This is a genomic window from Streptomyces ferrugineus, from assembly GCF_015160855.1.
Taxonomy (GTDB): domain Bacteria; phylum Actinomycetota; class Actinomycetes; order Streptomycetales; family Streptomycetaceae; genus Streptomyces; species Streptomyces ferrugineus.
Genome location: NZ_CP063373.1, coordinates 198,052 through 219,561, shown reverse-complemented (window position 1 = coordinate 219,561; position 21,510 = coordinate 198,052). Strand labels below are relative to the sequence as shown.

At 69.7% G+C, this 21,510-nt stretch carries 16 protein-coding genes and 1 tRNA gene; 3 read left to right on the top strand and 14 right to left on the bottom strand.

The genetic code is table 11. The annotated features are described in order from the left end of the window. Positions 1–768, top strand: coding sequence for a class E sortase (locus tag IM697_RS00995; RefSeq protein WP_194043774.1), 768 nt, complete (start codon positions 1–3; stop codon positions 766–768). A 24-nt stretch (positions 769–792) separates the two neighbouring features. Here the strand turns inward: IM697_RS00995 and IM697_RS00990 are convergent, their stop codons facing one another. The 8 genes from IM697_RS00990 to IM697_RS00955 all read right to left on the bottom strand — a co-directional run bounded on the left by IM697_RS00990 (position 793) and on the right by IM697_RS00955 (position 10,579). Beyond that, a complete protein-coding gene (locus IM697_RS00990) occupies positions 793–1,662 on the bottom strand; it encodes a hypothetical protein (RefSeq protein ID WP_194043773.1) in 870 nt (289 codons plus the stop codon). Positions 1,663–1,743: 81 nt separating this feature from the next. Then, a complete protein-coding gene (locus IM697_RS00985) occupies positions 1,744–2,226 on the bottom strand; it encodes a hypothetical protein (RefSeq protein ID WP_228044455.1) in 483 nt (160 codons plus the stop codon). A gap of 176 nt (positions 2,227–2,402) precedes the next feature. Beyond that, positions 2,403–4,391 (bottom strand): Stk1 family PASTA domain-containing Ser/Thr kinase, encoded by a 1,989-nt coding sequence (gene pknB, locus IM697_RS00980; protein WP_194043769.1) that lies wholly within the window; start codon positions 4,389–4,391, stop codon positions 2,403–2,405. 170 nt (positions 4,392–4,561) lie between these two features. Next, positions 4,562–6,040, bottom strand: coding sequence for a peptidoglycan D,D-transpeptidase FtsI family protein (locus IM697_RS00975; RefSeq protein WP_194043767.1), 1,479 nt, complete (start codon positions 6,038–6,040; stop codon positions 4,562–4,564). After that, the gene (locus IM697_RS00970) at positions 6,037–7,485 is read right to left on the bottom strand and encodes an FtsW/RodA/SpoVE family cell cycle protein (protein ID WP_194043765.1); all 1,449 of its coding nucleotides are present in this window, start codon (positions 7,483–7,485) and stop codon (positions 6,037–6,039) included. The genes IM697_RS00975 and IM697_RS00970 overlap by 4 nt, the downstream gene beginning before the upstream one ends. Before the next feature lie 27 nt (positions 7,486–7,512). Further along, positions 7,513–9,069 (bottom strand): Stp1/IreP family PP2C-type Ser/Thr phosphatase, encoded by a 1,557-nt coding sequence (locus IM697_RS00965; protein ID WP_228044454.1) that lies wholly within the window; start codon positions 9,067–9,069, stop codon positions 7,513–7,515. A 120-nt stretch (positions 9,070–9,189) separates the two neighbouring features. Further along, a complete protein-coding gene (locus IM697_RS00960) occupies positions 9,190–9,699 on the bottom strand; it encodes an FHA domain-containing protein FhaB/FipA (protein WP_194043763.1) in 510 nt (169 codons plus the stop codon). Between the two features lie 10 nt (positions 9,700–9,709). Next, entirely contained in the window at positions 9,710–10,579 is an 870-nt protein-coding gene (locus tag IM697_RS00955; RefSeq protein WP_194043761.1) for an FhaA domain-containing protein, read from the bottom strand. A gap of 482 nt (positions 10,580–11,061) precedes the next feature. On the opposite strand from IM697_RS00955, the gene IM697_RS00950 reads away from it, so the two are divergent. Further along, a tRNA-Leu gene (locus IM697_RS00950) sits at positions 11,062–11,148 on the top strand. A gap of 200 nt (positions 11,149–11,348) precedes the next feature. On the opposite strand, the gene IM697_RS00945 is transcribed toward IM697_RS00950, so the two are convergent. The 6 genes from IM697_RS00945 to IM697_RS00920 all read right to left on the bottom strand — a co-directional run bounded on the left by IM697_RS00945 (position 11,349) and on the right by IM697_RS00920 (position 19,642). Continuing rightward, on the bottom strand, positions 11,349–12,074 hold the full coding sequence (locus IM697_RS00945) for a ribosome-inactivating family protein (protein WP_194043759.1): 726 nt from the start codon (positions 12,072–12,074) through the stop codon (positions 11,349–11,351). A 148-nt stretch (positions 12,075–12,222) separates the two neighbouring features. Beyond that, positions 12,223–13,620, bottom strand: coding sequence for a hypothetical protein (locus IM697_RS00940; protein ID WP_228044453.1), 1,398 nt, complete (start codon positions 13,618–13,620; stop codon positions 12,223–12,225). Further along, positions 13,617–14,897: a glycosyltransferase gene (locus IM697_RS00935; protein ID WP_194049532.1), complete on the bottom strand. Its 1,281-nt coding sequence runs from the start codon at positions 14,895–14,897 to the stop codon at positions 13,617–13,619. The genes IM697_RS00940 and IM697_RS00935 overlap by 4 nt, the downstream gene beginning before the upstream one ends. 98 nt (positions 14,898–14,995) lie before the next feature. Beyond that, a complete protein-coding gene (locus IM697_RS00930; protein WP_194043757.1) occupies positions 14,996–15,163 on the bottom strand; it encodes a hypothetical protein in 168 nt (55 codons plus the stop codon). Between the two features lie 205 nt (positions 15,164–15,368). Beyond that, complete coding sequence (locus tag IM697_RS00925; protein ID WP_194043755.1) at positions 15,369–19,094, bottom strand: nSTAND1 domain-containing NTPase; 3,726 nt, start codon at positions 19,092–19,094, stop codon at positions 15,369–15,371. A 185-nt stretch (positions 19,095–19,279) separates the two neighbouring features. After that, positions 19,280–19,642: a DUF1304 domain-containing protein gene (locus tag IM697_RS00920; protein WP_194043753.1), complete on the bottom strand. Its 363-nt coding sequence runs from the start codon at positions 19,640–19,642 to the stop codon at positions 19,280–19,282. Positions 19,643–19,834: 192 nt separating this feature from the next. Between IM697_RS00920 and IM697_RS00915 the strand changes: the two genes are divergently transcribed. Continuing rightward, complete coding sequence (locus tag IM697_RS00915) at positions 19,835–21,388, top strand: glycosyltransferase 87 family protein (protein WP_322734545.1); 1,554 nt, start codon at positions 19,835–19,837, stop codon at positions 21,386–21,388. Positions 21,389–21,510: the final 122 nt, after the last annotated feature.

The following is a 21,510-nucleotide window of genomic DNA, read 5'->3' as shown; positions in this document are numbered from 1 at the left end:
GTGGCAGCGACCACCGAGGGCACGGAAGATCACACGGCCGCCCCCGCGTCACGGCGTCCGCCGGCTCGCCGCCGGGGCATGGGCCGGATCGCGGCGGCGGTCAGCGTCTTCGGCGAACTCCTCATCACGGCGGGCCTGGTGCTGGGCCTGTTCGTCGTCTACTCGCTCTGGTGGACGAACGTCCTCGCCGACCGTGAGGCGAACAAGCAGGCCGACAAGGTCCGTGACATCTGGGCCCACCAGGACGACGGGGACTCCGGCCGTCCCGCCGAGTTCGACTCCAAGAGCGGCATCGGCTTCCTGCACGTGCCCGCGATGAGCGAGGACGACATCCTGATCGAGAAGGGCACGTCGTCGAAGGTCCTCAACGACGGCGTCGCCGGCTACTACACCGACCCGGTCAAGGCGACCCTGCCGACCTCGGGCAAGAAGGGCAACTTCTCCCTCGCCGCCCACCGCGACGGGCACGGCGCCGAGTTCCACAACATCCACAAGATCAAGAAGGGCGACCCGATCGTCTTCGAGACGAAGGACAAGTGGTACGTCTACAAGGTCTACGCCGTCCTTCCCGAGACCTCGAAGTACAACGTCAAGGTCCTCTCCGCCATCCCGAAGGAGTCGGGGAAGACGAAGGCGGGGCACTACATCACGCTGACGACGTGCACGCCGGTGTATACGAGCCGGTATCGGTACATCGTGTGGGGCGAGCTGGAGCGGGTGGACAAGGTGGACGAGGAGCGGACGCCGCCGGAGGAACTGCGCGGCTGACCGAGACTCGCGACGAGCCGCCGCTCATCCGGCTGTCGAACGTGCCTCGCTGAGGATCTTTCGATGGGATTCAGACAGAAGTCCGAGATCATATTCGTTCTCTGCGATCTGGGAATTCTGTATCTTGGCCTCCTCGGTGCTCCAGATCTTTACGAGGTCGGTGCGCCCCTTGCAGTCGATGTCCGCCAGTGCGACAGAGATCTCCCGCTTGGTGACCTCCTGTCCAGAGTTCTCGGTCGCACCAAGTGCTTCCAGTGGAGTTCCGTAGGGGAATCCCTTTTCTTTCATGCACTGCGCCCACGCGTGTGTTGCTTTCAGCACGGTGGGTGAGTTCATGGACTCGGTAAAGCTGTTGGTGGCGATGGTGCGGGCCACCTCAGCGCCTTTTGTATATGTGTACTTTCCTCGGAGTTCCGACTTGGCCTGTCCCAGGCAGCCGCCCTCCGGGACCTGCTGACCATTCAGTTCGGTCGTTTCTCCGGGGCGGCCGTTGAGAGCCAGATTTTCCCTTTCGGACAACTTCTGGGTGTCCGGGGAAGACGCCACATCGGGGAAGTGATAGCCGTAGCGTGAAGCAACCGCTGGGTTCAGCACCCCGTACCGGCGATTGGTGCCAGGCTGATACGACGCGGGCGAGTCAGAAATCTCTGCATGATATTCGAAGCCGTACTTCCGCATGCAGGCTGTCGCAATCCTTCGCTCTGCCAGAGAGATCAAATGGATTTCTTGAGGGGTGAACGAATACTTGGCAATGGGAAGGTCCAAATAGCGTTCCAGTGGCGGGGCCGAAGGCTCGCCCCGGCTTCCGCCCTCCTCCGTGCAGCCCGAAACGGCGACCAACAAGACGGAAGCCATGACGGCAATGCGCCTGGGCTTCCCGACACGAACGGACATCGATCTCCTCAAGCCTGAAAAGAAGGTGCCGGACGCATCATGCTCGCGTCCGGCATCCAGTGGTTCTTTCAGATCTTCTGCTCAGAACTGATAGCAGACACCTGCGGCCAGACTGCCATCGATGATTCTGATGGAGGCGTTGTTGTTGTACGTGTGGTGGAGGCGGTTCGCAATCGAGTACCTTCCTCCCTGCGCCCAGAGCTCGTCACACGCTCCGCCCTGATTGCTGTTGAAGTAGATGATCGCGGACTCATCCGTGGTCTTTGACCTGAAATAGGCGGAGGCCGCGTTGTTCTTGACGGGCTGACCCTGTCCGGCGGAACGCGAGGCAAAGGTGTATCCCGCCAGATTGTCGATCTCGCCGTAACCGCGGAAGTCGCTGTGCGAACCCTGCTGGTTGGAGTTGTAGTACAGGGAGAGGCAGGGAACGACGTTCTCGCAGCTGGCCCCCGAGTAAGTGGTCGCGCCGGCCTGAGAAGTGGCGGCGAGCGATATCAAGGCAGCCGTGGCACCTACGGCGGCTGCCTTTGTGAAGATTCGCATATTTCCCCCTTCAGTGGTCATGAAGTCATGTCGCACGTTACCTTCATGATCACTTGAGATCAATCAGAATAAATAGGTCACTTTGATCATTGATGTCAAAGTGGAAGGTGATGTGGCTCACGGTCTCAGGAATGTCAAAGGCCCCGGCACCTTTCAAGGGTGCCGGGGCCTTTGCCGAGGTCTCGGAGACACTTCCGTCAGCCGAAGATGCCCCCGTCGCCGTTTCCGCCGTTGTTGTTCCCACCGTTGTTGCCGAAGCTGACGGTGGTCAGCGTGATCTGGGTGTTCGCCGGGTCGTCGACCTGCTGGTTCCCCTTGGGGTCCTGGGCCGCGACGAGGGCCGTGTCGCTCTGGTCACTGCCGCCCGCGAACTGGATGTTGGTGAAGCCGGCCGCCGCCAGAGTCTGCTTGGCCTGGCCCACCGTCTGACCCACGACGCTCGGCACCGGGGTCTTCTGCTGGGACTGCTTGCCGATCTGGATGGTCACGGTGGAGTTCTTGTCGACCTGGCTGCCCGCCTCCGGTGAGGTCGCGATGACCCTGCCGACCTGGTTCGGGTCCTGGGTCTCCACCTCGACGCAGTTGCCGGTGAGGTCGTTCTGCGTCATCCGCGCCTTGGCCTCGTCACAGGACGCGCCGGTGACGTCCGGCACGGTGGCCTTCTCCTTCTCCTTGGCGACGGTGAGGGTGATCGTCGAGCCCTTCTCCTGGTCCGTGCCGCCGTTGGGGTCCTGGCTGATGACGACGCCCGGATTGCGGTCGGACTCCTCGGTCTCCTGCTCGACCTTGAAGCCCTTGTCCTCGAGCTGGGCCTTGGCCTGCTCGTACTGCAGGCCCTCCACGTCCGGCACCGACACCTTCGGCGCCCCCGTCGACACCACGACGTTGACCACGGTGTTCTTGTCGACCTTGGTCTTGGCCGCGGGGTCCTGCTCGCAGATGTTGCCCGCCGGCTGGTCCTCGCAGGCCTGCTTCTTGACCTGCCCGAGTTCGAGATCGACGTTGTTGAGCAGGTCCTTCGCGCTGTTCTCGGTCTCGCCGACCAGGCTCGGCACGGGTACCTGGCTGTTGCTCGCGTTCTCCCCGTCGAACACCCACTTGCCGATGAGGACCGCGCCGACGAGGACCAGGATCGCCGCGACGGCCAGCAGGACCGTCGAGGTGTTGGACTTCTTCTGGCGGCGCCGGTCCACGCGGTCGTCGTAGCCGTAGCCGCCGTCGTCCGGGTTCATGGGCGGCAGCATCGACGTGGCGCCGGCGTCCTGGGCGCGCAGGGCCGTGGTCGGCTGGTCGTCGGGGTAGCCGCCGTAGCCCACCGAACCCATCGCGGCCGTCGCGGCGACGGGCTGGCCGTCGAGGCAGGCCTCGATGTCGGCGCGCATCTCGTCGGCCGACTGGTAGCGGTAGTTGGGGTCCTTGACCAGGGCCTTCAACACGATCGCGTCCATCTCGGGCGTGATCTCGGGGTCGAAGACCGACGGGGCCTGGGCCTCCTCGCGGACGTGCTGGTACGCGACGGCCACCGGGGAGTCGCCCACGAAGGGGGGCCGCACCGTCAGGAGCTCGTAGAGCAGGCAGCCCGTGGAGTAGAGGTCCGAGCGAGCGTCGACCTGCTCGCCCTTCGCCTGCTCCGGCGAGAGGTACTGGGCGGTGCCGATGACGGCCGCGGTCTGGGTCATCGTCATGCCGGAGTCGCCCATGGCGCGGGCGATGCCGAAGTCCATCACCTTGACCTGGCCGTTGCGCGTCAGCATGACGTTCGCGGGCTTGATGTCGCGGTGGACGATGCCGTTGCGGTGGGCGTATTCCAGACCCTGGAGGATGCCGATGGTCATCTCCATGGCGCGCTCCGGCAGCAGCTTGCGGCCGGAGTGAAGCAGCTCACGCAGGGTGGAACCGTCCACGTACTCCATGACGATGTACGGGATCGACACGTTGTCGATGTAGTCCTCGCCCGTGTCGTAGACCGCCACGATCGCGGGATGGTTGAGCGAGGCGGCCGACTGGGCCTCCCGGCGGAACCGGGCCTGGAAGGACGGGTCGCGCGCGAGGTCCGCGCGCAGCGTCTTCACCGCCACGGTGCGGCCGAGCCGGGTGTCATGCGCGAGGTAGACCTCCGCCATGCCACCACGACCGAGCACCTGGCCCAGCTCGTACCGGCCGCCGAGGCGACGCGGCTCTTCCATAAGCTACCTACCAGCCCTCTCCGTCGGTCCCGACCTCACCCTTGTGGGTGGGACGGTGTGCCGTCCGGGCATACCGTACCCGGCTCATCTTGTGTGACCTGGCCAAGCCCGTAACCCGATACAGGACCGGTATCGCAACGTGCACCGATGTGAAGGGGACGTGAGCAGGTTCACTTCTTGCTGCTGATGACCGCCTCCATGACGCTCTTGGCGATGGGGGCCGCGAGGCCGCCACCGGAGATGTCGTCGCGGACCGCGTTGTCGTCCTCGATCACCACGGCCACGGCGACCGGCGCGCTACCGTCGTCGGCCTTGGCGTAGGAGATGAACCAGGCGTAGGGGTTCTCGCTGTTCTCCACACCGTGCTGGGCGGTACCGGTCTTGCCGCCCACCTTCACGTCGTTGATCTGCGCGTTCTTGCCGGTGCCGTCCTCGACGACCGTCTCCATCATCGACTGCAGGATCTGCGCGTTCTCCGCCGACAGCGGCTTGCTCATCTCCTCGGGAGTGGTCTTCTCCAGGGCGTCCAGGTTGTTGGTCTGTAGCTCGTCGACCATGTACGGCTTCATCAGGGTGCCGTTGTTGGCGACGGCGGAGGCGACCATGGCCATCTGCAGCGGGGTGGCGGCGGTGTTGAACTGGCCGATGGAGGACAGCGCGGTCTGCGAGGGGTTCATGTCGTCGGAGAAGACCGACGCGCTGGTGCGGATCGGCGTGAACTGCTCCTCGGTGAAGCCGAACTCCTTGGCCGTCTCCAGCATCTTCTCGTTGCCGAGGTCGGAGCCGATCTTGCCGAAGACGGTGTTGCACGAGTACTGCAGGGCGACCCGCAGCGTCGCGTTCTCGCAGGGGATGTTCCCCTCGTTCTTCAGCTCGGTCGTGGTGCCCGGCATGGTCCACGGCAGCGGCGTCTTGGTCTTCTGGTTCGCTTCCGTGTACAGGCCGTGCTCCAGCGCGGCGGCCGCGGTGACCACCTTGAAGGTGGAGCCCGGCGGGTAGACCTCGCGCAGCGCCCGGTTGAGCATCGGGTCGTCGGGGTTGTTCTTCTTCTGGAGCTTCGTCCACGCCTCGGTGTCGGTCGTGGTGGAGTTGCCGGCGAAGGACGAGGGGTCGTACGACGGGTAGGACGCCAGCGCCAGGATCTTGCCGGTGGACGGCTCGATGGCCGCGACGGCACCCTTGCCGCCCTGCTTCTTCAGACCGTTGTACGCGGCCTTCTGCGCGGCGGCGTTGAGGGTGGTGACCACGTTCCCACCCTCCTTCTCCTTGCCGGTGAGCATGTCGAGGGTGTTGCGGAAGAACAGCCGGTCGTCGTTGCCGGTGAGGATGCCGTCCTCGATGGACTCGAGCTGGTTGGCGCCGAAGGCCTGCGAGGCGTATCCCGTGACGGGCGCCCACATGGGGCCGTTGGTGTAGGTGCGCTTGAACTTGAAGTCGCTGCCGGAGGTCTCCTGCGAGCCGGTGATCGCCTTGCCGTCGACGATGATGTTGCCGCGGGGGGTGCCGTAGCGCTCGATGACGACGCGGCGGTTGTTCTTGTCGGTCCTTAGCTCGTCGGCCTGGACGTACTGGATCCAGTTGTCGCGGACGAGCAGTGCCATGACGAGCAGTCCGCAGAAGATCGCGATCCTGCGTAGGGGCTTGTTCATGGACGGACCACCTGGGTCATCTCGGCGTCAGGGTTGGGAGCGGGGGCGGGGGCCGGGCGGCGTGCGGTGTCGCTGATGCGCAGCAGGATGCCGATCAGGGCCCAGTTGGCGATGACGGAGGAACCGCCGTACGCCACGAACGGCAGCGTCATACCGGTCAGCGGGATGAGGCCCATGACACCGCCGGCCACGACGAAGACCTGGAGGGCGAAGGCGCCGGACAGGCCGACGGCGAGCAGCTTGCCGAACGGGTCGCGGGCCGCGAGCGCCGTGCGCACACCGCGTTCCACGATCAGGCCGTAGAGCAGCAGGATCGCCATGACGCCGGCCAGGCCCAGCTCCTCGCCGAAGGTGGCGAGGATGAAGTCGGAGTTGGCGGCGAAGCCGATGAGGTCGGAGTTGCCCTGGCCGAGGCCGGTGCCGAGGGTGCCGCCGGAGCCGAAGGCCCACAGGGCCTGCATGGCCTGCTCGGAGTGGATGACGCCGTCCTGCACACCGGCGCGGGAGAGCGCGAACTCGCGCGCCGGGTCGAGCCAGGCCTGCACACGCGTCTGGATGTGCGGCTCGAAGCTCGCCACACCGACGGCGCCGACCGCGGACATCAGCAGACCGAAGACGATCCAGCTGGTCCGCTCGGTGGCGACGTACAGCATGATGACGAACATCCCGAAGAACAGCAGGGACGTACCGAGGTCGGTCTCGAAGACCAGGATGAGGATCGAGAGCGCCCAGACGACGAGGATCGGACCGAGGTCGCGGCCGCGCGGCAGGTACAGGCCCATGAAGCGGCGGCTGGCCAGGGCCAGGGCGTCTCTCTTGACCATGAGGTAGCCGGCGAAGAAGACCGCGAGGACGATCTTGGCGAACTCACCGGGCTGGAGCGTGCCGAGGCCGGGGATCTTGATCCAGATCTTGGCGCCGTAGATGTTCGCGCCGAGTCCCGGTACGAGCGGCAGGACCAGCAGGAACAGCGCGGCGGCCATGGAGATGTAGGTGTAGCGCTGTAGGACGCGGTGGTCCTTGAGGAAGATCAGTACGGCCACCAGCAGGGCGACGCCCATCGCGGAGTACAGCAACTGGCGCGGCGCCGCCTCGACGTAAGCGCTGCTCTGCTGCAGCCGCTTCGACTGGTCCAGGCGCCAGATCACCACCAGGCCGATGCCGTTGAGCAGGGTGGCCAGCGGCAGCATCAGGGGATCGGCGTACGGCGCGAACTTCCGGACGGCCAGGTGGCCGATGCCTGCGAGCAGGCCGAGCCCGACACCGTAGCTCAGCAGTCCGGGCGGCACCTGGTCGTTGATCGCCAACCCCACGTTGGCGTAGGCGAAGACCGGGATGACGACCGCGAACACCAGCAGCGCGAGCTCGGTGTTGCGCCTGCTCGGCGCACCGATCGCGCCGATCGTGGATGTGTGGTGCGTCGGCGAGTTGGTAGTACTGCTCATGGTGTGACGGGGCCTCTCACGGCTTGCCTACTGCGTACCGCAGTTCGAGACGACCTTCTGCTCTTCCTCCGAGAGAGTGGGGCCGGGGCTTGGCGTCGCAGTCGGTGTCGGGGAGGTGGAGGTGGACGGCGGGGCAGGGGACTTGGACGTCGATGGATTCGGCGTCGGTGTCGCCTTGGACGTAAGGGAGGTGCGGGTGGTTCCCGTGGTGCCTCCGGCCTCGCCCTCGCCGGTCTTGGAGTTCTGCTCGCTCTGCGCCGCTCGCTGCTCGGCCCGCTTCTTGCACGCGGAGGCCTGAAGCGAGAGCTCGTCGATCTTCGCCTGGGCGTCCTTCAGACCGCCCTCGGTGATCGTGTTCTCGACGAGCTTCTTCTGGTACGGCGGCAGGTACTTGAGTTCGATCTCGGGGTGGTCCTTCTCGACCTTCGACAGCGAGACCCAGGCCAGGTCCTGGCTGATCCCGCGGTACAGGGCGACGTGTTCCTCGTTGGCGCCGACGTAGTACTGGGTCTGCGTCCAGCGCCAGCCGCCGTACAGGCCGCCGCCGATGACGGCGAGCGCGAGGGCCGAGTAGAAGGATCTCTTCAGCCACTTGCGGCCCTTGCGGGGCTTGACGAAGTCGTCGTCGGTGTAGTCGCCGAAGCTGCCCGCGGGGACGTAGCCGGTGGTGTCGCCGGAGCCGGGCGGGCCGAACTCGCCGCCCCCGCCGCCCTGTCCGGGCACCTGGCGGCCGAGCCCGGAGGCGCGTCCGGCGGGGGTCTGCATGATGCCGTTGTCGTGCAGGTGGTGCTGCTGGTTCTCGGCGACCGCGCCGACCACGACCGGGGTGTCGGAGAGCTGCCCGGCGAGGGTGTCGCCGGTGTCCAGGTCGAGGACGTCCGCGACGATCACGGTGATGTTGTCGGGGCCGCCGCCGCGCAGCGCCAGCTGGATGAGCTCCTGGACGGTCTCCTGCGGGCCCTGGTAGCTGGCGAGGGTGTCCTCCAGGGTCTGGTGGGACACGACGCCGGAGAGGCCGTCGGAGCAGATCAAGTACCGGTCGCCGGCGCGGACTTCGCGGATCGACAGGTCGGGCTCGACATGGTCGCCGCTGCCCAGCGCGCGCATCAGCAGCGACCGCTGCGGATGCGTGGTCGCCTCCTCCTCGGTGATGCGGCCCTCGTCGACCAGGCGCTGCACCCAGGTGTGGTCCTGCGTGATCTGTGTGAGGACGCCGTCGCGCAGCAGGTACGCGCGCGAGTCGCCGACGTGGACGAGGCCGAGGCGCTGACCGGTCCACAGCAGGGCGGTGAGCGTGGTGCCCATGCCCTCCAGCTGCGGGTCCTCCTCGACCATCGAGCGCAGCTGGTCGTTGGCGCGCTGTACCGCGGTGCCGAGGGAGGTGAGGATGTCGGAGCCGGGGATGTCGTCGTCGAGGGCGACGATCGTGGAGATGGCCTCGGAGGAGGCGACCTCGCCCGCGGCCGCGCCGCCCATGCCGTCGGCGATGGCGAGCAGGCGGGGTCCGGCGTATCCGGAGTCCTCGTTGCCCTCCCGGATCATGCCTTTGTGCGATCCGGCGGCGAAGCGCAGTGACAGACTCATGCGCACCTCGCCCGTCGGCTCCGGGTACATCCGCACGGTGCCCACCCTCCGGTCGGGAGCGCGCCGGGGCCCGTCGTGTGGGCCGCCGTTGCGTGCTCGCTCCGCTCGCTCATTGTCGTACTACTTCCGCAGCTCGATGACGGTCTTGCCGATGCGGATCGGCGCGCCCAGCGGAATCGGCGTCGGGGTCGTCAGCCGCGTTCGGTCGAGGTACGTGCCGTTGGTGGAGCCCAGGTCCTCGACGATCCACTGGCCGTCGCGGTCCGGGTAGATCCTGGCATGCCGGCTGGAGGCGTAGTCGTCGTCCAGCACGATCGTGCTGTCGTGCGCCCGGCCCAGGGTGATGGTCTGGCCCTGGAGCGCGACGGTCGTACCGGTCAGGGTGCCCTCGGACACGACCAGCTTGGAGGGGGCGTTACGGCGCTGGCGGCCGCCGCCGGACTGCTGGCGCTGCGGCGGAGGCGCCTGCCGTGCGGCCTGCTGCTGGCGGCCCGCCTCCCGCCTTGATCCGCGCTGGGTGACGCGCGTACCGAACAGGTCGCTGCGGATGACCTGCACGGCCACGATCACGAACAGCCACAGGACGGCCAGGAAACCCAGCCGCATGACCGTGAGGGTCAGCTCTGACATTGCCCCCGCTTCACCCTTCGGCTTGCCGGTAAATGATGGTGGTGCTGCCCACGACGATCCGCGAGCCGTCGCGGAGCGTAGCGCGGGTGGTGTGCTGCCCGTCCACCACGATGCCGTTGGTGGACCCGAGATCCTGGATCGTCGAGGGCGTTCCGGTCCGGATCTCGCAGTGCCGGCGGGAGACGCCGGGGTCGTCGATCCGCACGTCGGCGTCGGTGCTGCGGCCCAGCACGAGCGTGGCGCGGGAGATCTGATGGCGGGTGCCGTTGATCTCGATCCAGTAGCGGGTGCGGCCGCCCGCCGCGGGTGCGGCGGGGGGACGCTGGCCGCCCGCGGGCTGCGGGTAGCCGTAACCGCCGGGGCGTCCGCCGGGCGGCGGCGCGGCCGGCATGGGCGGGGCGCCGGCGGGCGCGGCGGGCTGCGGGTAGCCGTAGCCGCCCTGGGCGCCGCCGGGCCGCCCGGCCGGGGCGGCGGGTGAGGGGGCCTGCGGGCCCTGCTGGTTGGTGGAGCCGGCCAGCGTGCGGCTGCGCACCCGGTACAGGCCGGTGTCGAGGTCGTCGGCCTTCTCCAGGTTGACCTTGATCGGGCCCATGAAGGTGTAGCGCTGCTGCTTGGCGTAGTCGCGGACCATGCCCGCGAGCTCGTCGCCGAGCTGACCGGAGTAGGGGCTCAGCCGCTCGTAGTCCGGTGTGCTGAGCTCCACGATGAAGTCGTTGGGGACGACCGTGCGGTCGCGGTTCCAGATGGTGGCGTTGTTGTCGCACTCGCGCTGGAGCGCTCCCGCGATCTCGACCGGCTGGACCTCGGACTTGAACACCTTGGCGAAGGTGCCGTTGACCAGACCTTCGAGACGCTGCTCGAACTTCTTCAGGACTCCCATGGGGCACCTCCTCCGTCCTTGCCTTCGTCCTGCATCCCGCCGGGCGGGTACTGCCTTACCTGGTACTGCTTACTGATCGTATCCACGCGCCGGTAAATCGGCTGGTTCCCCCTGTCGGCCCGGTCGACGGGTGTCGACGCCCTCGAAGTTCCCTCCGGAGGTCTGCTTCGAACTCCTCGGGGACACAGTCTTGCCATGGATCGTAGAGGCGGCCGCAAACCAGTGTCCCGCACCTGACTGTGGACCCCGACCGGCTCCTGGGGAGATGCCGGGTACCGGTACGAGGTTGATACGTGAACAGGTCGTCGTTGATACGGAGCGGCCGGGGCCGCGGATCGGTCACCGCGGGGCGGCGCGCATCGACCGCGCTGGTGGGCGGCTGCCTGGGGATAAGGGATGTGAACCCACCCTGGCCGGCGTGCTAATGTTCTGGTGTCGGACGGCGCCGCACCGCAAGGGAAGGCCCCGAAGACACACCCAATGCGCGGGTGGCGGAATAGGCAGACGCGCTGGATTCAGGTTCCAGTGCCCGCAAGGGCGTGGGGGTTCAACTCCCCCCTCGCGCACCATGAGACACGGGTCTCTGCAGGTGACAGAAGTCACCGCAGGGGCCCGTTTCTCGTTTCCATGATCGCTGTGAGGCATCACACAGCCTGGTCAGGTCACATCACAGGCCCCGACGCGTGAGCTATCTCACGGGTGGTAGTCGTAGACGGGCGCAGAGGTCGGTGCGGTTGGTGTGGCCGATGAAGACATCGCTGATGCCGGCCTAGTTGCGCATCAGGCCGGCCTGCTGTGCGGTGACGAAGACGTCGGACCCGTTGTCCATGCCGTTCGCGATGCGGTCGGCGATGGGGCGGAACCGGGAGGCCTCGGTGATGGCGATGATGTAGCGCAGCATTCCGCGCGCCTGGGCGGTGCGGTCGGTGCCGCGGATGCCGAGGTCCCTGAGGCTGTTCTCAAGGCTGAACTCGCTCAGGTTGACGGCGGTCAGCGACTGGTTCGCGACGCGGGCGAGGGCGTCGCAGCCCTCCTTGCCGAGGAACCAGTTGTCGTCGGCGTCCTCATGGTCGGGGACGTCGGAGGCGAGGTTCAGGACGAAGCTGTGCGGGGTGTCGCTGGAGAAGAACCGCACGACGCGGAAGTCGCTGAGCCGTACGATCGCATGCACCGAGGGGGTGTGGTTGCCGCCGCTGATCACGATGTCGGCGAAACTCCGGCTCTCCGTGTCGCCGGTGATGGCGACGTTCTCCTCGGTGTCGACGTTGGGCATGACGCGGCCGCTGGCCGAGGTCTCGGCGAGGTTGCGCAGCTGGTCGAGCATGGTCAGATAGGCGCCCGAGCCGCGGTTGATGTTCCAGGGGACCTGCGGGAAGGCGACGCGCTTCTTGCCGGATGTCTCGGTGTCCCTGGGCATGTCCCTGGGCACCGTGAACAACACCAGGATCCCGAGAAGGACGGACAAGGCGACCGCGATCAGGACGCTGGTGGGCATGGGGTGCTCCGGTTGTTCGACGTGCAGCGATGTCACGACCGACGCTCACAGCCGGGAGGTTGTTTGGCAGGCCCCTTTTGCCGCCGCATACAATTCCGGAAGATCGAGTTCCACATTACTTGTCCACCGTCAGCCCCGCAGCCGGCCGTCATGGACGCACGACGACGGTCCATCCGGGGTGGTAGGTGTCCGGCACCGGGAATCGTTGCCAGTCACGCGCCCAGTGCGGTGGCTTCCGCCCGCGAAGGACCAGCGCACTGGGGCGCGCCGGGGGATCCGTCTCGGAGACGGTGCAGCCCGCGGTGTGGGCGATGGGAATCGTCGAAGTGTTCCCCGCGAGGACACACGGCGGGTGCACCCCGTGCTCGCGCAGCACGGAGGCGATCCGGACCCAGTCTCCACGGGCCTGCTGGTGGTTGCCCGCAAAAGTGTGGGCGAGACCGGCCTGGATGGACCAGTGCCCGAGGAGTGCCAGGGCGAGCACCGCGGCTGTCGGCAGCGAACGGCGGGTGCGGGCCCGGTGGACGACGGCGAGGAGCCCGACGGCGGCAGGGAGCGCCAGCAGGGCGTAGGCCGGCAGCAGGAACCGCGGCGCGGCGTAGGGGACGAGGAAGAGATACGGTGCCGCCGTGGCCACCGCCACCGCCACCGACAGCCACAGCGGTGCGGCGGACCGGCGCGCCCGGCGCTCCGCCCACAGTCCCAGGCCGACCAGCAGCGGCAGCAGCACCCACCACTCCGTCATGGGCAGCCGTACGCTGTCGCCCGTACAGGGACGGCACAGCAGCGGGCCGTCCAGCGCGGTGAGATGGTGGCGCAGGGAGAAGACGGCCCGCAGGCCGCCCTGGACCTCGTCGGCCTCCGCGAGCCGGTTCCGCACCCCGCCGAAGCGCACCTCGGCCTCGACGACCCAGGGCAGCGCACCCGCCGCGAGTCCGGCCGCCACGGCTGACAGACGCCCCCTCAGGTGACCGTGGCCGCGCAGCGTGGGCATCAGTACGGCGGCCAGGAGCAGCGGCACGGCGACGGCCACACCGTCGTTGGGCCGCATCAGGGTCACCACCGCCAGGCCTGCCGCGACACCCGCGTACCGGGGACGCGGCGCGAGGAAACAGCCCACCGCGGCGGTGGCACCCATCGCGGTGTAGTGGTTCGGCATCGCGGAATTGGCGTAGAACAGAGTGATCCACAGGCTGCCGTACAGCCCGGCCGCCACCCACACCGCCGCCGGGCGGTGCAGGATCCGCAGCCAGGGCCGGAATCCCAGCCAGAGCGCACCGCCGGCCAGCAGGAGCAGCCACACCCTGAGCAGCACCGTCGAGTCGCTCCAGGAGGCGATCGGAGCAAGCAGCAGGGGGACCCCGCGGGTACGCGGGGCGCTGAACGGGGTCGCGGGACCGTACGATCCGAAGCGGCTGGCGTACACGATCTCGTCCCAGCCGAGCGGCAGCGTGAGCGGTACGAGGACGGCCGACAGCAGACAGAACCCGGCGGCCACGATCCACAGCATCCGCTGTGCCGAGGCCGCTGTGCGATCCGCGTTCATCCGACCCACCCCAGCTCGCGCCGTCCGCGGCGCACCGCTCCGCGGGCGAGGATGCCTGCCGTGGCGGCGAGCACGGTGGCACGGTCGCGCCAGTCGGCCGGGCCGGGCGGTGGAGGAGGAGCGGACCGCCGGGCGCGCTCCCGCACCAGTGTGCTGAACAGGCGCTCGTAGCGGTCGGCGATGCCATCCGGGGCGAATCGTCTCGCCGCGCCGGCCCGGGCGGCCCTGCCCATCTCCGCACGCCGTCCGTCGTCCCGCATCAGTGCCAGCAGCGCGTCGGCCACGGCCCGGGTGCTGTCGCGCGGGACGAGAAAGCCGTCCACACCGTGGCGGATGATCTCGCCGGGCCCGTGGGGGCAGTCGGTGCTCACCACGGGCAGGCCGCAGCGCATGGCCTCCACGATCGTCATGCCGAACGACTCGTGCGCGGAGGTCACCGCGGCGATGGAGCCCTTGGCCCACTCGGCCTCGATGGGCGTGACCGAACCCATCAGGAAGACCCGGTCTCCCAGCCCGTGGTGGGCTATCCGGTCGGTTATCCGGGCGCGCTCCGGGCCGTCCCCGTAGATGCGCAGGGACCAGTCGGGGCAGGCCGCACCGGCCAGGGCGAACGCGTCGACCAGCATCTCGTACCGCTTGACGCGGGCCAGCCGTCCCGCCGCGACGACCACCTTGGCAGCCGCGTCGGCCGGCGGCACCGAGGGTTCGGGAACGCTGTTGGGGAGGGCCAGCACCATGGTGCGCGGCAGCCGCATGCCGTGCCGGTGGTCGCGCGCGTCCGCCCCGGTCATGGTGACCAGCGCGTCGAGACCGCCGTACCAGCGCTGGAGTTCCGTCCGCAGTCGGTGCGGGTGGTTGTCGTGGGTGAGGTGCTCCTGGCCGACGCGCACGGCATGTCGTGGCCCGAACCGGGCCAGCAGCGCGTTGAGTCCGGCCCTGGTGCCCACGACGACGTCGGCGTCCGTCTCCCGCAGCCAGTCGATGACCCGCTGCTCGGCGAGCCGGTGGTACTGGTGCGAGCGGCTGTCCCCCTTCGGGAAGACCTCTCCGGCCTGCCGGGCGAGAGGGTCCGCCGCGTCCGCGGATCCCTCGCGCCGGTCCACCAGGGCCCGCAGCGGCACCTTGGGCGACCGCCCCAGGTGTGGTTTCTCGCGGTGCCGGAAGACCGACACGAGTTCCACCTGGTGTCGCCCGGCGAGCGTGTCGGCGAGTGTCATCGTGGTCCGTACGGTGCCGCCCATCGCGTAGGCGTTGTGCAGCAGGAAGGCGATGCGCACGTGCGGCGTCCCCCGGTTTCCTGTGATGTGGCTGGTCAGTGTCACGGTGTTCGCCTTCGGCGAGGCGACCGCACCCGTGCCGGCCGGAGCCGGCGGAGCTATGGGCGGGCCCTGCCGCCCGCGTTCTGCGAAGGCCCCGCGAGGACCGACAGCGCCAGGGTGGTGACGACCGAGCCGACGGTGATCTCGCGGGTGCGGCGTCGCGGCGGCGGCTGTTGTCGAGGCGCTTCCGATTCGGGGAGCGTCATCGCGCCGGTGGAAGACATGTGCTCTTCTCCGGGTGACTCAGGGTGCCGGGATCCGGCCTTGCCGCACCGACGCTCGCAACCGGAACGTTGTTTGGCACGTCCCTTTTGCCAGGTCAGACAATTCGGTGGACGGTTGCGGACCGGCCGGCGGCAGAGGCTTCTGCCTCTGCCGGGGCAGCAGCCCGCCACCTGACCCGGCCACTTTCATGATCCACCGCGACGGTCAGGGGCAGACCCGCCGGTACGGCCGGTCCGGAACATAGGTGCGCCACTGCTCCCGGGTCAGCTCCGCGTTCCCGGCGCGGGAGCAGACGAGGGACACCGCTCGGTCAGGATCCACGACGTACCGCTGGAGCGGGACGTGCTTGCCGCCCGCGTACAGCAGGGTGCTGTCCGGGCTGAAGGCGAGCGTGTCGACGCTCTCACCGGAGGTGGGCAGAGAAGGACCGAGAGGTTGCTGGGTTGCGATGTCCCAGAGTTGGATGGTCCCCGCGTCGCCGCCGACGGCGAGCGTGCTGCCGTCCGGACTGAACGCGAGCGCCGTGATCGCCTCGGCTGAGTCGGAGGACGGATCGACGGGCGCCAGAAAGACGTTCCTCAGGATGCCCGCCCGGTGTCGGAGGTCGCCGTCCCACAGGGCCACCCGCCCTGTCCAGTCGCCCGCCGCCAGGCCGGAGCCGTCGGGAGCGAAGGCGATGGCTCCGATGCCGTCGTGCTGGACGAGGTCATGGGCGTGGGACCGGCCCGCTCGGACGACGCGGTTGTCGGTCACCAAGAGCCCGCCGTCCGGGCTGACGGCCAGCTGACCGCCGCCCGGGCCGCGGAGGAGCGCCGTCCTCCGCTGCCGCGTGGTGTCCCATGTCTCGTTGAAGTAGCCGTCTTCGGTCAAACGTGCGGTGAGGAGCGTACGACCGCCCGGTCCCAGGGCGATCGCGTCCGTAGACGTCGTGGACGCCGTCGCCAGGTCCACAGTGGTCCTCGCGTGTCCGGCGGCCACGTCCCACACCGTCAGACGCTGAGGCGCCGTGTCCCAGGGGGCCGAGACTCCGTACGCGAACGTGCCTCCGTCGGGGCTGAAGGACAGCAAAGGCTCGGTGACTTCCCCGGGGACCGTCGGGTTGCCGGTGCGGAAGACGGGCCGTGACGGGGTCGGCAGGGTGCGCAGCAGACGGCCGTCGCGCGTGTTCCGCAGCTGGAAGACGTAGCGGTCACCGGTGCGTTCGGCGGTGGCGAGCGTCCTGCCGTCGGGGCTGAGCCGGACGCCGGCGAGCGGACTCTTGCGCCAGGCCCGGGTGAGCGTCCTGGTGAGGTCGAGGGTGTGGACCGTGCCCCCTTCGAGGTACCGCAGCAGGGGCCGCGAGGAGTCCCAGGCGAGACCGGAGAGCGACACGTTGTCCAGGGAGTGGCGGAAAACGGGGGCGCCGCGGTTGGGGAGCCGCCACACTCTGATCTCCTGGCCGCCGCCGGTCGCCAGGAACGAGCCGTCCGCGCTCACGACGACGCCATCGGCACCCGGGTGGGCGATGTCGGCGAGCTCTCGTCCCGACGTGGTGTCCCATACACGCACCCGGTCCCCGGTGAGAGTGAGAAGCCGGCCGCCGGTGAGGCCGAGGAAGGTGCGGTCACCAGCGCAGACGCCGCGAGCGCTCGTCCAGGCACCGGACCGGACCCTGCGCGCGGACGTGTCCCAGACCTGCGGGGCCCGGCCGCGTGGGCAGACGGCCAGCAGCCGGTCGTCGTCGGCCGCCACGTGGACGAGCTCCCCGCTGCCGGCCGCCGGGGTCCGGAAGACCAGATGGCCGTCGGTGACGGAGTAGAGCCGAGCCCGGTCGTCGTCCGGGCTCCTCACCAGGTAGTTGTGGCCACTTGCCCCGAAGCTCACGGTGTCCGTGAACGGCAAGGGGTCCCCGATCCAGCGCCTCGTTCGGGTGTCCCACAGCCGCTGGGTGTCCCGGGTGGTCTGGATGACGAGCACCCGGCCGCCCGGACCCGCGGCGAGCACCGTCCCGTGAGGCAGCGGCCCCGAGGCGATACGGCGGTGGGTGCTCACATCCCACGTTCGCCAGGTGTTGCCGCCGATGCTGAGCAGAGTGCGCCCGGAGGTGTCGAGGTACCGGTTCGGTTCGTCACCGGGCGCCGGGTCGGTGAAGTTGTCCAGTTCGCGCTGGGCCAGCGCGCCCAGCAGGGCTCGGCGGGACTCCGGCAGCTCAGAGGTGCGCCATGCGGCGACGCCGAGCAGCATCGCGGTGCGCGGGTCGGTGGTGCGCAGCGCGTCGGCGACCGCGGCCACCCGGCGGGCCGCCGTGTCGGTGGTCTGCTTCTCGCTGTCCTGGCGCAGTCGCACGGCGGCCAGGCCGACGACCAGGGCCACCGCCAGCACGGCGCAGAGCGAGGCCGTGAGCGTGCGGTTGCGGCGCCGGGCCCGGGTGGCGGCACGCTCCTCCGTCGCACGCTGCTCCGCCGCGGTGACCAGGAAGGCCGTCTCCTCGGACGTCAGACCGTCGTAGCCGCGGTCGTCGCCCGCGAACAGTTCCTCGGCCCGCGCGAGGCGGGTGCCCCGGTAGAGCGTGCCCGGGTCGCGGTCGTGCTCCAGCCAGGTGCGGGCGGCGTCGGTCAGCTGCCGGTGGTGGCGCAGCCGCTCCCGGTCCGCGTCGATCCACTCGCGCAGCCGCGGCCAGCAGGTGATGAGCGCCTCGTGGGCGAGCTGCACTCCGTCGTCGTCGGTGGTCAGCAGCCGGGCCCGGGTCAGCCGCCGGGCGACGGCTCGCACTTCCGGGTCCTCCCACCCGGCCATTTCCTCCCAGCTGAGCGGGCGGCGCGTGTCGGCGTTGCCCTGGCCGGGCTCGACCATCCGCAGGAGCAGGTGCCGGGCGGCGTGCGCCTGCGCCGGTGAGAGTTCTCCGTACGCCTCCTCGGCGCTGGCCGCGATCGCGCCGCGCACTCCGCCGGCCGCTTCGTACGCGGCCAGGGTCAGCATCCGTCCCTTGCGCCGCCGCCAGGTCTCCAGCAGGGCGTGGGACAGCATCGGCAGCCCGCCGGGCTCGTCGAGCACGTCCTCGACGATCCGTGCGGTCAGTGTCCGCTCCACGATGAGCCCGGCCGCCTGCGCGGGACCGATCACCGCCTCGCGCAGCTCGTCGGCGGTCATGGGCCTGACCAGGAACCCGCTCCCGTGCAGCGCCTCAGCCAGTCGCGGGTGCTCGGCGCACCGTGCGTAGAAGTCGGACCGTACGGCTATGAGCACGCGCAGTCGGCTTCCCGGGTCGCGCGCGGCGAGCAGAAGGTCGAGGAAGCGGTCCCGCTCGGCGCGCTCGCGGCAGAGGGTGAAGACCTCCTCGAACTGATCCACCACCACCCAGCTCTCCGGATCGTCGGCCGCAGGCGTCAGCAGATGTCCGTAGGTGCTGGCGGGCCGGTCTCCCGGAGTCAGTACCCGAAGGACCGCCGTACGCCCCTGCTGGGCGATCTTCTCCCGCAGCAGGGGTATCAGACCGGCCCGCAGCAGGGAGGACTTGCCGCTGCCGGACGCCCCGAACACCACGGCGAACGCGGACCCGCGCCCCAGCTCGCTCAGCTCGTCGATCAGCCGGTCCCGGCCGAAGAACAGCTCACGGTCATCCGGCTCGAAGCGCGCGAGGCCACGGTAGGGCGGTGCGGCGTCGGCGTCCTCCTCCCTCTTCTCCCCGGCCAGCGCCTCGGCCTCCGCCCACCGTGCCTCCCACGGACCGGGGTCGGCGCCGCATGCCTGGACGTACGCCTGGAGCACGGCCAACGACGGCAGCCGCTCGCCGCTCGCCGCCTTCGCCAGGGTCGTCACCGAGAAGCCGGCCTTCTTCGCCATGGCCCGGTACGACACGCCACCCGCCGAGCGGCGCAGCTCCCGAAGATCGTGGGCGAGTCGCTGCACGGGACCGGCCGCCGGGTCGACCGGTAGTTCGGGGCGCCCCATGGCGAAGCCTCTTTCGCATACGAGAAGAACATGCTGATCAGCAGCACAAGGTACTTTTCGCCCTCCTCGGGCGAGAACCCTTTCCGACTGTGATGTTGGCCGGAGAAGCTGTTCGTACCAGCGGTGCCGAGTTTGTTTTCCCCGTGGTGCCCGCGGGCGTGATCTGTTGCGGCGCCGTGGTGCCGTCAGCCCGCCGCGACGACCGCGGCGAGGGTCACGGCGGCGGGCAGGGCCTGGGCGAAGAGGATGCGGCGGTTGGCGGTGGCCGCGCCGTAGACGCCGGCGACGACGATGCAGGACAGGAAGAAGATCTGCACCCGGTAGCCGGTCGGGTCGTCGGCGATCAGGCCCCAGACCAGGCCCGCGGCCAGGAAGCCGTTGTAGAGACCCTGGTTGGCGGCCAGCGGCGCGGTGGTGCGGGCGAGCTCCGCGTCGAACCCGGAGAAGCGGCGGCCCGGACCGCGCTGCCACAGGAACATCTCCAGAACCAGGATGTAGGCGTGCAGTAGCGCCATGAGGGCGACGAGAACGACGGAGAGCGTATGCATGCGGTGATTGTGCCGGTAGGGGGTGAGCGGGGCTTCGGTCGGGCTGCCCGTGGGGCTGACGTGTGCGTCGGGGGTGGTCGGACTTTTGGCTGAGCCGGTGGTTTCGGGGCGCGGGAAGCGTGGCCGTTCGGCCGAGGTGGGCGCAGGGGGCTCGGCGCGAGATTGGAGCTCCCCTTCCCCAGGAGCCCGCCGATGCCACCCGACTCCCTCTCCTTCGTCGCCGGAGAACGGCCCGGCGGACCTGTCCTCGCCCCCGCGCGGCCGGAACCCCGCCGAAGGGTCCGTGAAGCGTCCCGCCGGGCACCGCGGGTGCGCCGGGACGTGCTGTTCTGGATCGCCTGCGCGGGCTTCGCGCTGTCGCTGGCCCTGGTCACGACCCTCACCCCGCACCGGGTCTGGGGCGCCTGCGCCGCCGTCGGGTACGCCGCCGCGGCGGAGCTCGCCCGCCGGGCGCCGCGCCCCTGGAGCCGGCCCAGCGCGCTCGCCGCCCTGCTCGGAGCCGTCGTGGTCCCGCTGACGCTGATGGTCCTGGCGGGGACCGCGCAGTCGGAGGTGCACGTCGTCGAGCGCTCGGGCGGCCTGCTGCTGAACTCCGGCAGCCCGTACCTGCCCCACCCGGTCGACGTCGAGGACTACAACCCCTATCTGCCCGGCATGGCGCTGTTCGGGATACCGCACGCGCTCTTCGGGGGGACGCCGCTCGCGGATGCGCGGGTGTGGTTCTGTGCCGCGTTTCTGGTGAGCATGCTGGTCGCCGCGCGGGAATCCGGGCGCGACTCCCTTGCGCCGAGGGCGAAGTCGGGCGCGGGCGCTGCCTTGCTGCTCGCGGCGTTCCCCGCGGTGGCGTTGCCGCTGGCGGTCGGTGGGGTGGATCTGCCGGTGATCGGGCTGATGTGCCTGGGGCTGGCACTGGCCGGCCGGGGTGGGTCCGGTACGGCGGCGGGGCTGGCGATGGGGGCCGCGGCCGCGCTGAAGTGGACGGCCTGGCCGCTGTTGCCGGTGGGGCTGGTGCTGCTGGCGGTGACGGCGGGGCGGCGGGCGGCCGTACGGGCCGGGGTCGTCGCGGTGCTGGTGGCCGCGGTGGCGGTGGTGCCGGTGGCCCTCGCCGATCCGCACGCCTTCGTGGAGCACGTGGTCCTCTTCCCGCTGGGGCAGGGCGGGGTGCATTCGCCGGCGGACAGCCCGCTGCCCGGGTATCTGCTGGCCACGTACGTCCCCGGCGGCTCCGTCCTCGCCATGGGCGCCCTGGTGGCCGCCGCGGGCGGTGTGGCGGTGTCGTTGGCGATACGGCCGCCCCGGACCCTCGTCGCGGCGGCGGACCGGCTGGCGCTGGGGCTGGGGCTCGCGATGTGCCTGATCCCGGCGACGCGGTTCGGGTACCTGGTCTATCCGCTGGTCCTGGCCGCCTGGTTCCGGCGTGAGGGGCTGGTGACGGCCGCTCGTCGGGTGGGGCGGTCGGTGGCGGGTGGTCCTTGGGCGGCGTGGGGGACGGCGGACCGTGGCTCAGCGCCAGAACGCGCGGCTGAACGCGCGTCTCGTGGGGGTCACCGTGCCCGCGGTGGCCGGGCTGGTCGTGGCGCGGTGTCTGCCTTCGGTGGGGCGGCGGCCGGTGGGGCGGTGTCTGCCTTCGGTGGGGCGGCGGCCGGTGGGGCGGTGTCTGCCTTCGGTGGGGCGGCGGCCGGTGGGGCGGTGTCGGGTGGCGAGGCAACGGGCGTGTCGGTGCGGGGAGTCGGCGTCTCGGGGTGAGGCGTCGTGGGCGACGGGGCGGCACGCGCGCGTACGGCCAGGGTCGCCCCGGTGTGGGTTGGCCCTGCGGCCAGGGTCGCCCCGTCGCGGGTTGGCCCTCCGGCCAGGGTCGCCCCAGCCCG

Excerpts from the sequence above, each read along its gene's own strand:
- IM697_RS00990 (WP_194043773.1), bottom strand. The coding sequence starts at position 1,662 with ATGTCCGTTCGTGTCGGGAAGCCCAGGCGCATTGCCGTCATGGCTTCC.
- IM697_RS00940 (WP_228044453.1), bottom strand. The coding sequence starts at position 13,620 with ATGAACGCGGATCGCACAGCGGCCTCGGCACAGCGGATGCTGTGGATC.
- IM697_RS00930 (WP_194043757.1), bottom strand. The coding sequence starts at position 15,163 with ATGTCTTCCACCGGCGCGATGACGCTCCCCGAATCGGAAGCGCCTCGA.
- IM697_RS00955 (WP_194043761.1), bottom strand. The coding sequence starts at position 10,579 with ATGGGAGTCCTGAAGAAGTTCGAGCAGCGTCTCGAAGGTCTGGTCAAC.
- IM697_RS00920 (WP_194043753.1), bottom strand. The coding sequence starts at position 19,642 with ATGCATACGCTCTCCGTCGTTCTCGTCGCCCTCATGGCGCTACTGCAC.
- IM697_RS00915 (WP_322734545.1), top strand. The coding sequence starts at position 19,835 with ATGCCACCCGACTCCCTCTCCTTCGTCGCCGGAGAACGGCCCGGCGGA.
- IM697_RS00975 (WP_194043767.1), bottom strand. The coding sequence starts at position 6,040 with ATGAACAAGCCCCTACGCAGGATCGCGATCTTCTGCGGACTGCTCGTC.
- IM697_RS00965 (WP_228044454.1), bottom strand. The coding sequence starts at position 9,069 with ATGAGTCTGTCACTGCGCTTCGCCGCCGGATCGCACAAAGGCATGATC.
- IM697_RS00945 (WP_194043759.1), bottom strand. The coding sequence starts at position 12,074 with ATGCCCACCAGCGTCCTGATCGCGGTCGCCTTGTCCGTCCTTCTCGGG.
- IM697_RS00985 (WP_228044455.1), bottom strand. The coding sequence starts at position 2,226 with ATGACCACTGAAGGGGGAAATATGCGAATCTTCACAAAGGCAGCCGCC.
- IM697_RS00970 (WP_194043765.1), bottom strand. The coding sequence starts at position 7,485 with ATGAGCAGTACTACCAACTCGCCGACGCACCACACATCCACGATCGGC.
- IM697_RS00960 (WP_194043763.1), bottom strand. The coding sequence starts at position 9,699 with ATGTCAGAGCTGACCCTCACGGTCATGCGGCTGGGTTTCCTGGCCGTC.
- IM697_RS00925 (WP_194043755.1), bottom strand. The coding sequence starts at position 19,094 with ATGGGGCGCCCCGAACTACCGGTCGACCCGGCGGCCGGTCCCGTGCAG.
- pknB (WP_194043769.1), bottom strand. The coding sequence starts at position 4,391 with ATGGAAGAGCCGCGTCGCCTCGGCGGCCGGTACGAGCTGGGCCAGGTG.